Here is a 13,787-nt window from a genome sequence, read left to right as displayed (position 1 = left end):
GTGGTTCGCGGCACGTCGATGTGCGTTCTCAAGGTCTGATCTTCGTCGAAGCGGTTCGACGGATGGGACTTTACGACAGTTCGACGGCGCAGACAAGAGTTGGCAGCTGACGCTGAGATACCTTCCAGGGCCTCGGTTTTTGGCGTCAACCGGCGGAAGACGATGCTGGTCGCCAGTAGTCGAGACGCTTCGACCACGCAGCTCTGGTCATCGAACCGTTTCGAGGGCTACCCTGTCTGCACCTCGACCGAAGGACACCACAGTGCACCTCCAGGCAGACGACGACGTCAGGCCGACGACCGAGACCCACCCCGCCGGACCCTCCGGACCGACAGCGCCCACAGAGAGCCCAGCCCTCTCGGGGCGCAACACCGGGCATGGCGACCCCGGCGCCGACGCAGCCCCCTCGGACAGCTCGTTCGCGCGGCGCGCCCGCACTCTCGTGGGGCAGATGACCCTCGCGGAGAAGGTCGCCTCGCTCCACCAGGCCGTCCCAGCGATACCCAGGCTCGGGCTCGCGGCGTTCCGCACCGGGACCGAGGCGCTCCACGGTGTGTCCTGGCTCGGCACCGCGACGGTGTTCCCGCAGCCCGTCGGGCTCGCGGCCAGCTGGGACACCGACCTCGTCCGCCGCGTCGGTGACGCCGTCGCGACCGAGGTGCGCGCCAAGCACGCCGCCGACCCGACCGTGAGCCTCAACGTGTGGGCTCCGGTCGTCAACCCGCTCCGGAACCCTCTGTGGGGTCGCAACGAAGAGGGCTACTCCGAGGACCCGGAGCTCACGGCCGAGATCGCGACCGCCTACTGCTCAGGTCTGCGCGGCGACCACCCCGCCTTCTGGAAGACCGTGCCTACCCTCAAGCACTTCCTCGCGTACAACAACGAGGTCGACCGCGCCGTCACCAGCTCCCAGCTCCGGCCCCGCGTCCTGCACGAGTACGAGCTCCCGGCCTACCGCGGACCCGTCGAGGCGGGGGTCGTCGGCGCCGTGATGCCCTCGTACAACCTCGTCGACGGACGCCCCAACCACGTCGCCCGCGAGCTGCTCGACGAGCTGAGGTCCTGGACACCGGCGTCGCTCCTCGTGGTCTCCGACGCCGCGGCACCGAGCAACCTGGTCGAGGGCGAGCGATACTTCACCTCCGGCGCCGAGTCCCACGCCGCGGCGCTGCTGGCCGGCGTGGACTCCTTCACCGACCACGACACAGACTCTGGCCCGACCGTTCGTGACGTGACTGCCGCGCTCGAGGCCGGCCTGCTCACCGAGGACGACGTCGACAGGTCTGTCGTGCGGCTGCTCGAGCTCCGCCTGCGCACGGGCGAGCTCGACCCTGACCTCGACCCCTACGCGTCGATCCCCGCGGACGCTATCGACCTCCCTGAGCACCGAGCCCTCGCGCGCGAGGCGACAGCCGCCGGGGTCGTGGTGCTCGCCAACGACGGGATCCTCCCGCTGCTCGGACCCGACCGCGCCGCGCCGCGCCGGGTCGCCGTGGTGGGTCCGCTCGCCGGGCGAGTCCTGCACGACTGGTACTCGGGCACTCCCCCGTACCTGTCCGACCTCGGCTCCGCTCTCGCGGCCAGGCTGTCTGACGCAGAGGTCACGGTGGTCGACGGCGCCGACAGGATCGGGCTGCGGGCACGCAGCACCGGGACCTATCTCTCGGTCAGCGAGCCTGACGGCACCGTCACGGCCTCGGCCGAGCGCTGCGACCTCACCGCCCAGCTCGACGTGACCGACTGGGGGCACGGCGTCGTCACCCTGCGCAGCGCGGCGACCGATGCCCTCCTCAGCGGCGGGTCCTGGATCGTCCGGGCCGACGCGAGCCGGGTCGGCGGATGGGTCGCCCAGGAGACCTTCCGGCTGCACAGGCACACCGACGGAGCGTGGTCCGTCCAGCACATCGGCTCCGGACGCTGGTTGCGCGTGCAGCACGGGTCGCTGACCCTGGTCACCGACGCGACGACCCTCGAGGACGCCGAGCGCTTCGACCTGCGCACAGTCCGGTCGGGCGAGGCGGCCGTCGCCGAGGCCGCGGGTGCTGCGGACGTCGTGGTCGTCGCGGTCGGCAACGACCCGCACATCCTGGGCCGCGAGACCGAAGACCGCCCCGACCTCGACCTGCCCCGGGCCTCCCAGGAGATCTGGCGTGCTGCCGTCGAGGCGAACGACCGCGCTGTGCTCACCATCGTCTCGAGCTATCCCTACGCGCTGGGCGACGCCGCCGAGCAGGCCGCCGCCGTCGTGTGGTCCTCGCACGCCGGCCAAGAGCTCGGACCGGGCCTGACGGACGTGCTGGTCGGAGACGTCGAGCCGACGGGCCGGCTGACCCAGACCTGGGTGGCGAGCACAGCCGACGCCGGCGACATCCTCGACTACGACATCGTGTCAGCGAAGAGCACGTACTGGTACGACGAGACAGCGCCGCTCTACGCCTTCGGGCACGGTCTGGGTTACGCCGGAGCCTCCTACGGTGGCGCGACCTCGCCGAGCAGCGTCGAGGTCGTGGTCGACGGTCACGTCGCCCCCTTCGACGTGTCGGTCCAGGTGACCAACACCGGTGACCGTCCCCTGCACGAGCTCGTCCAGGTCTACGTCTCGCTGCCCGACCAGCACCCTGCTGGCCGCCGTCGACGGCTCGGCGGGCATCGCCGTGTCGTCCTCGCCCCCGGCGAGTCACGCCGGGTCGAGGTGACCGTCGACCCAGCCTCGCTCGCCACCTGGGACGCTCATCACGACAGGTGGCAGACAGCGCCCGGCACGTACCGGATGGACCTCGGGAGGTCGAGCGCCGACGTCAGGGCTGTCGTGGCAGTCGAGGTCGTCGGACCGCAGGCCCCGTCGCTCGGGCGGGGCGACTCAGTCTCCGCGGTCGCCTTCGACACCGTGCGCGACCTCGACCTCGTGCCCCAGAGCCCGCTCCACGGCACGGCACTCGGGGTTCGTCGAGGGTCGCGCAGCGGTGAGGCGGTCTACTCGCGCATGGACCTCGACGGGGTCACGGAGATCCGGGTGTCCGCAGCGTGCTGGTCCGGTGGTCCGGGCTCGTCCGGCGGACGGGCGGACGTCTCGCTCGTCCTACCCGACGGCACCCGCCCAGGACCGTACGTCCTGTCGCCGGGGACCGAGGACTGGACGGAGGTCGTCGTCCACGTGCCGGGGTCGGCTCGACGGCTCGGAGACCTGACCGTGAGGCTCGGCGGCACCGCGCGGATCGCCCACCTGCGCCTCGTCGGCCCTCGGGACTAGGACCTGCCGACGCAGCACCGCCCTGGACAGCGTCGACCGGCGCGTCCAGGGCAAGGCGCAATGCGGTGCGCGGTGTGACTCAGGAGAGCGACCCTGCGGCGTCGCGCAGGGCGGCCAGCTCGCGCGGGTAGGTCTCGACGAGCTCCTGCTCGTGCTGCCACCGGACCTGCTGGACGGTCGCGGCGTGGCCGACGGACAGCTGACACTCGATGTCGACGACGGCGAGTGCTATCTCACGATCGGCCGGGTCCTCGGACGAGGACGGTTCGGCCGGGTCATCGCTCGACTCGCCTGCCACGTCGGTCCCGTCGACCTCCGACTCCGCCCCCGCGACGGCCTGCCACCAGCGGAGTGCGCGGTCTGCGGCCGCCGCCGGGCTCGCCAGGTCTGCGAAGCCCTCGTCAGCCATGCAGTCGGACCAGGCCTGGTCGACGTCCTGAACCCGAGAGTCGATGAGCACGGCATCGGCGAGGGCGTCGATCTCACCGAGCACCAGGTCATGGTCAGCGTCACCGTAGAGTGCATCGATCCCGCCCGTCGCCTCGTGGTAGGCGCTGCCCAGGCATCCCTGGGTGGTCCAGTCGTAGACAGGGCCCTCATCCTCTGCGACGTCGGTGGGTTCAGGCCCGTAGAGGGCCTCGAGGTACGCCTGCTGCTCGGCCGGAGATCGCGGCTCGATCGCCGGTGCAGCAGAAGCGGATCCGGCCGACGTCGCGAAACCGAAACCGTAGGCAGCCGCCCACTCGGTCGGAGACAGCCCTTCACCGTCGCGGATCGCCTGGTCGCTGAGGTACGGCTCGTCGTAGTCGAAGCCCTGGTCCTTCAGGCACTGCGCGATGAGCGCCTGGGCCACGCGGGTGACCTCGCGCGCCTCCTCCGACATGCCGTCGGTCAGCGGCAGGTAGTCATCGAGCGGACTCGACGTGAGCACGGGACGGTCGGTCGTTCCGGGCTCAGTCGCCGAGCTGGGAGCTGACGAGTCAGTAGGTGGACTGCACCCCGCGATCAGAGCCGCGAGTGTGGCGCTGACAACGACCACCTTCAGTGTGCAAGTCATCGCTCGGTGCATCATGAATAGCTCCTTGGAGCGGTGAGACGCCCAGCACGACGGCAGAGCACCTCCCCAGTACGCAGCCAGCCCGTGGCGGCAGAGGGTCGAGGGCATCAGGAGAACGGGATAAGCTGCTCGAGGAATGACGGCTCTTCGTCGACAGTCAGGCTGCGGAGCATCTCTCTGGCCTGGGCGTCCTCGTCTGGCCAGTACGCGTCGTCGTGGCCGAGCTCGTGAGCACAGACGACGAAGGCACGACCCGCACGATCCTCGTCGGCCTCGCTCTCGATCGACGTGCCGAGCTTCGTCACGATGCATGACCGCATCTCCTCGTGCTGCGCGCGGGTGAGCGAGAACTCCGGGTCGAAAGGGAACACCGTCGGATCCTCGGCGTCAGCCGACTGCGTGCTCGCTGATGCCACACTCCCGTCGCCCTTAGGGCCACACCCCGCAAGCAACAGGCAGGCGAAGGTGACCGCCACCGCTCCGACGGCGCGACGCCGGGGGGCGCCCCCGCTTGAGGGCGCCCCCCAGCTGTCCGACCCGAACCTCAACACGCTTTCGCGTCAGAGTTCGTGTGCTGATACATGGTCTGGACCCGCTTCGTCAAAAGGTTGTAGAAGGTCGACTTGCCAACGTAATGGTCCGTGCGCTGCCAGAACGACACACCGTGCGTGTGACTGTTGGTGTTGCAGCGCGAGTCCGCCGTGGCTGCCGGGGCCGACACTACCAATCCCGCTGCCGAGACAACAGACGCCGTGAATGCTCCGATTACCCTCGTAGAACCTCGCATGTTTCCCCCTCGCCTAGGACTGACGGACATATTGAACCTAGCGTCGAATAGATCCCGAAAGGTGCTGTCTAGGCATCTTGAGTAGAAAGCGCGCTAAAATGGGCTTCTTCCCCAAGCATGTGGGTAGTCAGAGGAGCCCACATCAGCGGTGGTCCTGTCGGAACCGCACGCTGAGTAACGTCTGGAGGCTAGACCTGCGCTGGGCTCTGAGAAGGGACAACTCTCGTTAGAACAGCCGTGAGTCCACGTCGTCGACGCCGCGCATGGCGTCGTAGTCGAGGACCAGGCAGGCGATGCCACGGTCTGTCGCGAGGGTGCGGGCCTGGGGCTTGATCTCCTGGGCTGCGTAGACACCGCGGACCGGGCGCAGCATCGGGTCGCGGTTGAGCAGCTCGAGGTAGCGGGTCAGCTGCTCGACGCCGTCGATGTCCCCGCGGCGCTTGATCTCGACGGCGACTGTGCCGCCCGACGCGTCACGGGCCAAGATGTCGACGGGGCCGATAGCCGTCGGGAACTCCCGGCGGACCAGCGAGTGCCCGGTGCCGAGCAGCTCGATCTGCGCGGCGAGCATGGCCTGGAGGTGGGCCTCGACGCCGTCCTTGATGAGGCCGGGGTCGATGCCCAGGTCGTGCTTGGAGTCGTGGATGATCTCGTGCAGCTCGATCTCGAGCCTGTCGTCGCTCTTCGCGTGCTGCACGGCCCAGACCTCGCTCACGCCGCGCTCGGCGGCCTCGGCGTCAGGCGCGGAGACGAGCATGGAGCAGGGCGGGCTCATCCAGTTGAGCGGCTTGTACGAGCCACCGTCGGAGTGCAGCAGCACGCTGCCGTCGGCCTTGACCACGAGCAGCCGGGTCGCGAGCGGCAGGTGCGCCGAGAGCCTCCCCGTGTAGTGGGCCGAGCACCGGGCGACGACAAGACGCACAACAGACTCCTAGGTCGGGATCGCGGGGGTCCGAGCCAGGCGCTTCAGCCTGCTCAGACGACGTAGTGGCGGATGTTCGGTGGGGCTGCCTCGATCCACGAGGCCAGCCCGGAGTACGCGTCCCTCGACATGCTGAGGTCGAAGACCATCTCACGGTACCGGCACTGGACCAGGTAGTGGTCCGGCTGGCCGGCCTGGTCGAGCGGTACGCGGCCTGTCACGATGAGGTCGTCACGCAGCCACTCGTGCTTGGGGGCGGGCCACAGGGACCGCGCGCGCCACCAGACGAGCCTGTCCGCGCGGTACACCCCGAAGCCTGAGCTCCACGGCCCACCAGCCACGTCGTCCGTCCTCAGGCGCAGCGAGGCCGAGAAGGACCCGATGTGCCCAGAAAGAGCACGGAGCCGTGAGAACACCAGGGCCACTCCCAGCACGGCTGCTACCAGCAGCCCCGCCAGGACGACCCACAGTGTTGTCACGGCTCCGTCAGTTCCCTGTGCCTGCCGTCAGCGCTTCGCGCCGATGGAGACGTCCAGGTCCGTCGCGTCCACGACCACGGTCACGGTGTCGGAGTCGACCGAGAGGAAGCCCCCGGAGATCCCGACCGTGACGTCGTCGCCGTCGACAGCGGTCACCCGCACGACGCCGTCCCGCAGGACGGACAGCAACGGGGTGTGGCCGGCGAGGATACCGATCTCACCGTCGGCCGCGGGTGCGCTGACCTGCTTGGCCGCGCCGGACCAGACCTTGCGGTCTGCTGCGACGAGGTCGACCTCGAGCTGTGCCACGTTCTACTCCTTGCGTTCAGTGCGGTCCGGTCAGGCGAGCACAGCGTCAGACGCCGTACTCCTTCTGGATCCGCGCCCAGTTGCGCTCGAGGTCCTCGAGCCCACCGATGTTGAAGAAGGCCTGCTCGGAGATGTGGTCGAACTCTCCGTCGGCGATCTTCGAGAACGCCTCGATGGTCTCCGTGAGGGGGACCGTCGAGCCGGGCACGTTGGTGAACTGCTCGGCCATGTACGTGTTCTGCGAGAGGAACTGCTGGATGCGGCGCGCACGCGACACGACAGTCTTGTCCTCTTCGGAGAGCTCGTCGACACCGAGGATCGCGATGATGTCCTGCAGCTCCTTGTTGCGCTGGAGGATCTGCTTGACGCGCGTCGCGGTGTCGTAGTGCGCCTGACCCACATAGCGGGGGTCGAGGATGCGCGACGACGAGGCGAGCGGGTCGACGGCCGGGTACAGACCACGCGACGCGATCTCGCGGGAGAGCTCGGTCGTCGCGTCGAGGTGCGCGAAGGTGGTCGCCGGCGCCGGGTCGGTGTAGTCGTCAGCAGGGACGTAGATCGCCTGGAGCGACGTGATCGAGTGACCACGCGTCGAGGTGATGCGCTCCTGCAGCTGACCCATCTCGTCGGCGAGGTTCGGCTGGTAGCCCACGGCGGACGGCATGCGGCCGAGCAGCGTGGAGACCTCAGAACCGGCCTGCGTGAAGCGGAAGATGTTGTCGATGAAGAGCAGCACGTCCTGCTTCTGCACGTCGCGGAAGTACTCCGCCATCGTCAGAGCAGACAGGGCCACGCGAAGACGCGTGCCCGGCGGCTCGTCCATCTGGCCGAAGACGAGGGCTGTCTGCTTGATGACGCCCGAGTCGGTCATCTCCTCGATGAGGTCGTTGCCCTCACGGGTACGCTCGCCGACACCCGCGAAGACGGACACACCGTTGTGGTTGTTGGCCACACGGTAGATCATCTCCTGGATCAGGACGGTCTTGCCGACACCTGCACCACCGAAGAGACCGATCTTCCCACCCTGGACGTACGGGGTGAGGAGGTCGATGACCTTGATGCCGGTCTCGAACATCGCGGTCTTCGACTCGAGCTGGTCGAATGCCGGGGGCTTGCGGTGGATCGGCCAGCGCTCGGTCACCTCGATCTGCTCACCGGGCTTGGCGTTGAGCACGTTGCCGGTCACGTCGAAGACGTGGCCCTTGGTGACGTCACCGACGGGGACGCTGATGGGCGCACCGGTGTCGGTCACGACGGCTCCGCGGACCAGGCCGTCGGTCGGCTTGAGCGCGATGGCGCGGATGAGGGAGTCACCGAGGTGCTGGGCGACCTCGAGGGTGAGCGTGAAGGACTGCTCCCCCTCGCCCTGGGCCGAGAGGTCGATCTCGACCGTCAGGGCGTTGTACATGTCGGGGATGGAGTCGGCCGGGAACTCGATGTCGACGACCGGACCGATGACGCGGGCAACACGGCCCACGCCGGGTCCAGCCTGGGAACCGGCCGTGGTTTCGACGGACGTGGCGGTCATTGCTGGCCTCGCTTCGCTGGGCCGGAGATGACTCCGGCGTGGTCTGTGCTTCGTGGTGGTGCAGGTGTCCTGGTGACGACGGCCAGGTGCGTCCCGGCCGTCATGATGCTGCCAGGGCGTCGGCACCGGAGACGATCTCGCTGATCTCCTGCGTGATCTCTCCCTGACGGGCCTGGTTCGCGAGCCGCGTGTACATGCGGACGAGATCTTCTGCGTTCTCCGTGGCCGTGTGCATCGCGCGCTGGCGGGAGGCCAGCTCGGACGCAGCAGCCTGGAGCAGGCAGCTGAAGATGCGGCTGCGGACGTACCGCGGCAGCAGACCGTCGAGCACGGCCTCGGGTGAGGGCTCGAAGTCGTACAGCGGCAGGACCGCTGCCTCTCCGGCCTCGCCGACACCGTCGACGATCTCGAGAGGAAGCATCCTGATGACCCGGGGACGCTGGGTCACCATGTTGACGAACTGCGTGTACACGACGTGCAGCTCGCCGACGCCGCCCTCGTCCGCCGGCGCGAGGAACGCGTCGAGGAGCGTGTCGGCGATCTGCTCGGCCTCGGCCGCGTCGGGGGCGTCAGAGCCACCCGTCCACGACTGCGTGATCTCACGTCCGCGGAACTGGTAGTAGGCCAGTGCCCGACGTCCACTCACGTAGAGCGAGACCTCTTTGCCGGCCTCGGTGAGACGCTGGATGAGGCTCTCCGCCTCGCGGATCGCGCTCGCCGAGTAGGCCCCGGCCATGCCGCGGTCCGACGCGATGAGCAGGACCGCGGCACGGTTCGTGTCGTGACGCTCGGACGTGAGGGGGTGCCTCACGTCCGAGTGCGTCGCGACGGCCGACACGGCACGCGTGATCGCGGTCGCGTACGGCTGAGCCGCGGTCACCCGCGCCCGAGCCTTGCCGATGCGCGACGCCGCGATGAGCTCCTGGGCACGGAACATCTTCTTGAGCGACTGCGTCGACTTGATCCGCGCCTTGTAGACGCGCTGGTTGCCTGCCACGCGTCAGGCCTTCTTCTGCCGGACGATCTGCTCCTGCTCGACCTGAGCAGACTCGTCGTTCTCCTCGTCGCCGCCGACGAGCGGCGAGCCGTCACCCTTGAGGAAGCCGTTGCGGAACTCGTCGACCGCAGCCGTGAGTGCCGCCTCGGTCGCGTCCTCGAGCTTGCCCGTCGACTTGATGGTCGTGAGCACCTCGGTGTTGCGACGCAGGTGGTCGATGAGCTCGGCCTCGAAGCGGCGCACGTCGTCGACGGGGACGTCGTCGAGCTTGCCCTTCGTGCCGGCCCAGATCGACGCGACCTGGTCCTCGACCGGGTACGGCGAGTACTGAGGCTGCTTGAGGAGCTCGAGCAGACGCGCACCACGGGCGAGCTGAGCCCGCGAGGCGGGGTCGAGGTCGGAGGCGAACATCGCGAAGGCCTCGAGCGAGCGGAACTGCGCGAGGTCGAGCTTGAGCGTCCCCGAGACCTTCTTCATGGCCTTGATCTGCGCGGAGCCACCGACTCGCGAGACCGAGATGCCGACGTCGACAGCAGGACGCTGGTCGGCGTTGAAGAGGTCGGACTGGAGGAAGATCTGACCGTCGGTGATCGAGATGACGTTGGTCGGGATGTACGCCGACACGTCGTTCGCCTTGGTCTCGATGACCGGGAGACCGGTCATCGAGCCGGCACCGAGCTCGTCCGAGAGCTTGGCACAGCGCTCGAGCAGACGGGAGTGCAGGTAGAAGACGTCACCCGGGTAGGCCTCGCGGCCCGGCGGACGACGCAGGAGGAGCGACACGGCGCGGTACGCCTCAGCCTGCTTCGACAGGTCGTCGAAGACGATGAGGACGTGCTTGCCCTCGTACATCCAGTGCTGGCCGATGGCCGAGCCGGTGTACGGCGCGAGGTACTTGAAGCCTGCGGGGTCGGACGCCGGAGCAGCGACGATCGTCGTGTACTCGAGCGCGCCGGCCTCTTCGAGGGCGCCGCGGACGGCCGCGATGGTCGAGCCCTTCTGGCCGATCGCGACGTAGATGCAGCGGACCTGCTTCGACGGGTCGCCGGTCTCCCAGTTGTCCTTCTGGTTGATGATCGTGTCGATCGCGATCGCCGTCTTGCCGGTCTGGCGGTCACCGATGATCAGCTGACGCTGGCCACGGCCGATCGGGATCATCGCGTCGATGGCCTTGAGGCCGGTCTGCAGCGGCTCGTGGACCGACTTGCGGGCCATGACGCCGGGCGCCTGGAGCTCGAGGGCACGGCGTCCGACGGTCTCGATCTCGCCGAGGCCGTCGATCGGTGCGCCGAGCGGGTCGACGACGCGACCGAGGTACCCGTCACCGACGGCGACGGAGAGGACCTCTCCGGTGCGGCGGACGACCTGTCCCTCTTCGACCCCGGTGAACTCACCGAGGATGACCACACCGATGGTGCGGACGTCGAGGTTGAGCGCGAGGCCCAGTGTGCCGTCCTCGAAGCGCAGCAGCTCGTTGGCCATCGCTCCCGGAAGACCCTCGACCTGAGCGATGCCGTCACCAGCCAGGACGACCCGGCCCACTTCCTCGGTGACGACAGTCTCGGGCTCGTAGGACTTCACGAAGCTGTCCAGCGCGGCCCGAATCTCGTCGGGCCGGATCGTCAGCTCAGCCATTGGTTCTCTCCTGTCGTGGCCGCGTGTGCGGTCGAACTTGCATGTCTGTGGTGCCGGCGCGGTGGACCGGTCGGGGACTGCTGGTCTCGGTCAAGAGGCCAGCTGCCGTCGTGCGGCCGCGAGACGGCTGAGGACCGTCGAGTCGAGGACGTCCGACCCGATCTGGATCCGCAGCCCACCGACGACCGCCGGGTCGACGGTCACGTTGAGCTGGACGGCTGTGCCGTAGGCCGACTCGAGCAGCGCTGCGAGACGGTCCTGCTGGGCGGCGCTGAGCTCGGAGCCCGAGGTCACCGAGGCGACCCTGCGCGACCGACGCTTCGCGGCGATCTCGCCGACCCGGCCGAGAGCCGGGACGAAGCGCTCGCCACGAGGCTTAGCGGTCGCACGACGGCAGATCGCCAGCGTGACCGGGTCAGCCTTGCCGGCGAACAGGTCGTCGACGAGCTTGACCCGGCGGGCCGGGTCGGTGCTGCTGTCGGAGAGCGCCTGGCGGACCTCGCGCTGCCCGACCAGACCACGGGTGATCTGGAAGAGCTCGTGCTCGACCTTCTCGAGGGCTCCGCGTGCCTCGGCCGAGGCCAGGTACGCGTCGATCCCGAGGATGTCGACAGCATCGACGAGGTCGGCCTCGTGCGACCAGCGGTCTGCCACGAGGTCGGCGAGGGCGTCGACCGTCTTCGGGTCGAACGCGCTCGACAGGAGGTTGCGCACGAGCCCCGACTTGTCAGCCGCGGGACGTGACGGGTCTGCGAGAGACCGGCGCAGCGCCCCGGAGGCGTCGAGTGCGTCGACCACGGCGAACATCTGGTCACCGATGGTGTAGGCCTGCTCCCCCGCTGCCGCGAGCACCGGCGCGAGCCGGGCCTGAGCGGCGTCGAGAGACGACTGGCTGGTCCCGCGCATCACTTCCCCTTAGGTGCGGTGGTCAGGGCCGTCGCCTCGAGCTCGTCGAGGAAGCGGTCGACCACACGAGACTGGCGTGCGGTGTCTTCGAGGGACTCGCCGACGATCTTGGAGGCGAGCTCCGTCGCGAGCGAACCCACGTCGTTGCGCAGCGAGGTCGCTGCCTGCTGACGCTCGGCCTCGATCTGACGCTGAGCCGTCTCGAAGATGCGAGCAGACTCCTCGGACGCCTTGGCCTTGGCCTCGGCGACGATCGCGGTGGCCTCGCCACGTGCTTCCTCGCGGATGCGAGCAGCGTCGGTGCGGGCTTCCTGGAGCTGGGCCTTGTACTCGGCGAGCAGCGCGTCGGCCTCGGCCTGCGCGTGCTCGGCCTTGCTGAGCCCACCCTCGATCTTGGCGGTGCGCTCGTCGAGGATCTCCGTGAACTTCGGCAGGACCAGCTTGTAGAACATCAGGCCGATCGCGACCATGACGACTGCTGACCACAGGATGTCGTACCCCGCGGGCAGGAAGAGCTGGATCCCGTCGACGTCGCCCTCGGTCGCGGCCAGGACGGCCACGGGTGCGGTGAGGGCTGTCATCACGCGGTGAAGAGGAAGCCGGCGACGATACCGAGAAGAGCGAGCAGCTCGACGAAGGCGACACCGATGAACATGGTGGTGCGGAGCTGACCGGCGACCTCAGGCTGGCGTGCCATGCCCTCGACGGTCTTGCCGATGAGGATACCCAGACCGATACCCGGGCCGAGCGTGCCGAGACCGTAACCGATGGTCGCGATGTTTCCGGTGAGCTCGGCGAGAGTGGTGGTGGTGTCCACTGGGGTGTTCCTTCCGTTGGGCGCCCGTCCGGGCGTCATGTGGGACGTGCTACGCGTGGTGCGTTGTCAGGGAAGTGCGGGTGCGCCGTAGCGCGACGAGGCGCGAGCCTCGGGTCGAGACCGACCGTGAGGTCAGTGCTCCTCCTCGATGGACATCGAGATGTACACCGCTGCGAGCAGGGTGAAGACGTAGGCCTGGAGGGCCGCGACGAGCATCTCGAAGAGCGTGAAGCCGAAGCCGGCGGCGAGCGAGACGACGCCCATGGCCTTGAGGGCTCCGGCAGCCTCGAAGAAGAAGAACTGCGTCGCGCTGAAGCACAGGACGAGCAGCAGGTGACCGGCGATCATGTTCGCCGCGAGACGCAGGGCGAGCGTGACCGGGCGGAAGACGAAGACCTGGAGGATCTCGATCGGCGTGATGAGGAAGTAGAGGAACCACGGCACGCCGGGCGGGAAGAGGCTCGTCTTGAGGTAGCCGAGCAGCCCGAACTTCTGGATGCCGGAGGCCAGGTAGACGACGTAGACCCAGGCTGCCAGGAGCAGCGGCAGGCCGATGAGGGCCGTGCTGCCGATGTTGAGGAGCGGGATCACGCCGGTGATGTTGAAGGCGAGGATCGCGAAGAAGATCGTCGTGAGCATCGGCAGGTACCGACGGGCGTTGTGGCCCAGGATCTCGTCCGCGATGGAGACCCGGACGAAGTCCAGACCCATCTCGGCGATGTTCTGGCCGCGGCCGGGGACGAGCTTCGCGCGGCGCGCAGCGACGACGAAGAGCGCGATGAGCACGATCGCGGCGATGACGCGCACGAGCATGATCCGGTTGAACTCGAAGAGGGACCCCTCGAAGAAGATCGCAGAGGGGAAGAACTCAGAGATCGACGGGGGGTGGAACTCCCCGCTCTCACCGGAGGCGCTGAGAAGCACGATCGGGGCGATGGTGGACAGAGCAAACTCCCGGTGTTCATGGCCTCGTCGCCGACTACCTCGCAGGCGCGCGTCGATGGACCTGTCCGTCATGGATCAGAGGAATCCTAACCCACACCGTTGCGTGACGAAGACTGGATCTTGCCAGAACCATCACGACCAATCGACTAAAGCAC

General features: G+C 68.4%; 13 protein-coding genes. 1 reads left to right on the top strand and 12 read right to left on the bottom strand.

Translation table 11 applies throughout. The features are described from left to right. Positions 1-262: 262 nt before the first annotated feature. The gene (locus ASG53_RS18980; protein ID WP_235534002.1) at positions 263-3,250 is read left to right on the top strand and encodes a glycoside hydrolase family 3 C-terminal domain-containing protein; all 2,988 of its coding nucleotides are present in this window, start codon (positions 263-265) and stop codon (positions 3,248-3,250) included. A gap of 79 nt (positions 3,251-3,329) precedes the next feature. On the opposite strand, the gene ASG53_RS18975 is transcribed toward ASG53_RS18980, so the two are convergent. The 12 genes from ASG53_RS18975 to atpB form a co-directional block, all read right to left on the bottom strand. After that, a complete protein-coding gene (locus ASG53_RS18975; RefSeq protein WP_056136968.1) occupies positions 3,330-4,181 on the bottom strand; it encodes a hypothetical protein in 852 nt (283 codons plus the stop codon). 233 nt (positions 4,182-4,414) lie between these two features. Continuing rightward, positions 4,415-4,783, bottom strand: coding sequence for a hypothetical protein (locus ASG53_RS18970; protein ID WP_156382897.1), 369 nt, complete (start codon positions 4,781-4,783; stop codon positions 4,415-4,417). Between the two features lie 537 nt (positions 4,784-5,320). Beyond that, positions 5,321-6,016 carry an endonuclease NucS gene (nucS, locus tag ASG53_RS18965; RefSeq protein WP_056136964.1) on the bottom strand — a complete coding sequence of 232 codons (696 nt, stop codon included), beginning with the start codon at positions 6,014-6,016 and terminating at the stop codon, positions 5,321-5,323. Positions 6,017-6,069: 53 nt separating this feature from the next. After that, on the bottom strand, positions 6,070-6,495 hold the full coding sequence (locus tag ASG53_RS18960) for a DUF2550 domain-containing protein (protein ID WP_056136962.1): 426 nt from the start codon (positions 6,493-6,495) through the stop codon (positions 6,070-6,072). 27 nt (positions 6,496-6,522) lie between these two features. Next, complete coding sequence (locus ASG53_RS18955; RefSeq protein WP_056136960.1) at positions 6,523-6,804, bottom strand: F0F1 ATP synthase subunit epsilon; 282 nt, start codon at positions 6,802-6,804, stop codon at positions 6,523-6,525. A gap of 46 nt (positions 6,805-6,850) precedes the next feature. Further along, the gene (gene atpD, locus ASG53_RS18950) at positions 6,851-8,332 is read right to left on the bottom strand and encodes a F0F1 ATP synthase subunit beta (protein ID WP_056136958.1); all 1,482 of its coding nucleotides are present in this window, start codon (positions 8,330-8,332) and stop codon (positions 6,851-6,853) included. A 100-nt stretch (positions 8,333-8,432) separates the two neighbouring features. Beyond that, positions 8,433-9,329, bottom strand: a complete 897-nt coding sequence (locus tag ASG53_RS18945; protein WP_056136956.1) for a F0F1 ATP synthase subunit gamma — start codon at positions 9,327-9,329, stop codon at positions 8,433-8,435. A 3-nt stretch (positions 9,330-9,332) separates the two neighbouring features. Beyond that, positions 9,333-10,964: a F0F1 ATP synthase subunit alpha gene (gene atpA / locus ASG53_RS18940; protein ID WP_056136954.1), complete on the bottom strand. Its 1,632-nt coding sequence runs from the start codon at positions 10,962-10,964 to the stop codon at positions 9,333-9,335. Between the two features lie 90 nt (positions 10,965-11,054). Continuing rightward, on the bottom strand, positions 11,055-11,870 hold the full coding sequence (locus ASG53_RS18935) for a F0F1 ATP synthase subunit delta (protein WP_056137178.1): 816 nt from the start codon (positions 11,868-11,870) through the stop codon (positions 11,055-11,057). After that, on the bottom strand, positions 11,870-12,451 hold the full coding sequence (locus ASG53_RS18930; RefSeq protein ID WP_056136953.1) for a F0F1 ATP synthase subunit B: 582 nt from the start codon (positions 12,449-12,451) through the stop codon (positions 11,870-11,872). The genes ASG53_RS18935 and ASG53_RS18930 overlap by 1 nt, the downstream gene beginning before the upstream one ends. Continuing rightward, positions 12,451-12,726 carry a F0F1 ATP synthase subunit C gene (gene atpE, locus ASG53_RS18925; protein WP_056136951.1) on the bottom strand — a complete coding sequence of 92 codons (276 nt, stop codon included), beginning with the start codon at positions 12,724-12,726 and terminating at the stop codon, positions 12,451-12,453. Before atpE ends, ASG53_RS18930 begins: the two co-directional genes overlap by 1 nt. Positions 12,727-12,819: 93 nt before the next feature. Further along, positions 12,820-13,704, bottom strand: a complete 885-nt coding sequence (gene atpB / locus ASG53_RS18920) for a F0F1 ATP synthase subunit A (RefSeq protein ID WP_056136949.1) — start codon at positions 13,702-13,704, stop codon at positions 12,820-12,822. Positions 13,705-13,787: the final 83 nt, after the last annotated feature.

This window comes from Sanguibacter sp. Leaf3, from assembly GCF_001425965.1.
Lineage (GTDB): Bacteria > Actinomycetota > Actinomycetes > Actinomycetales > Cellulomonadaceae > Sanguibacter > Sanguibacter inulinus.
The sequence above is the reverse complement of the archived record's forward strand: the minus strand, read 5'-3'. Positions and strand labels throughout refer to the sequence as shown.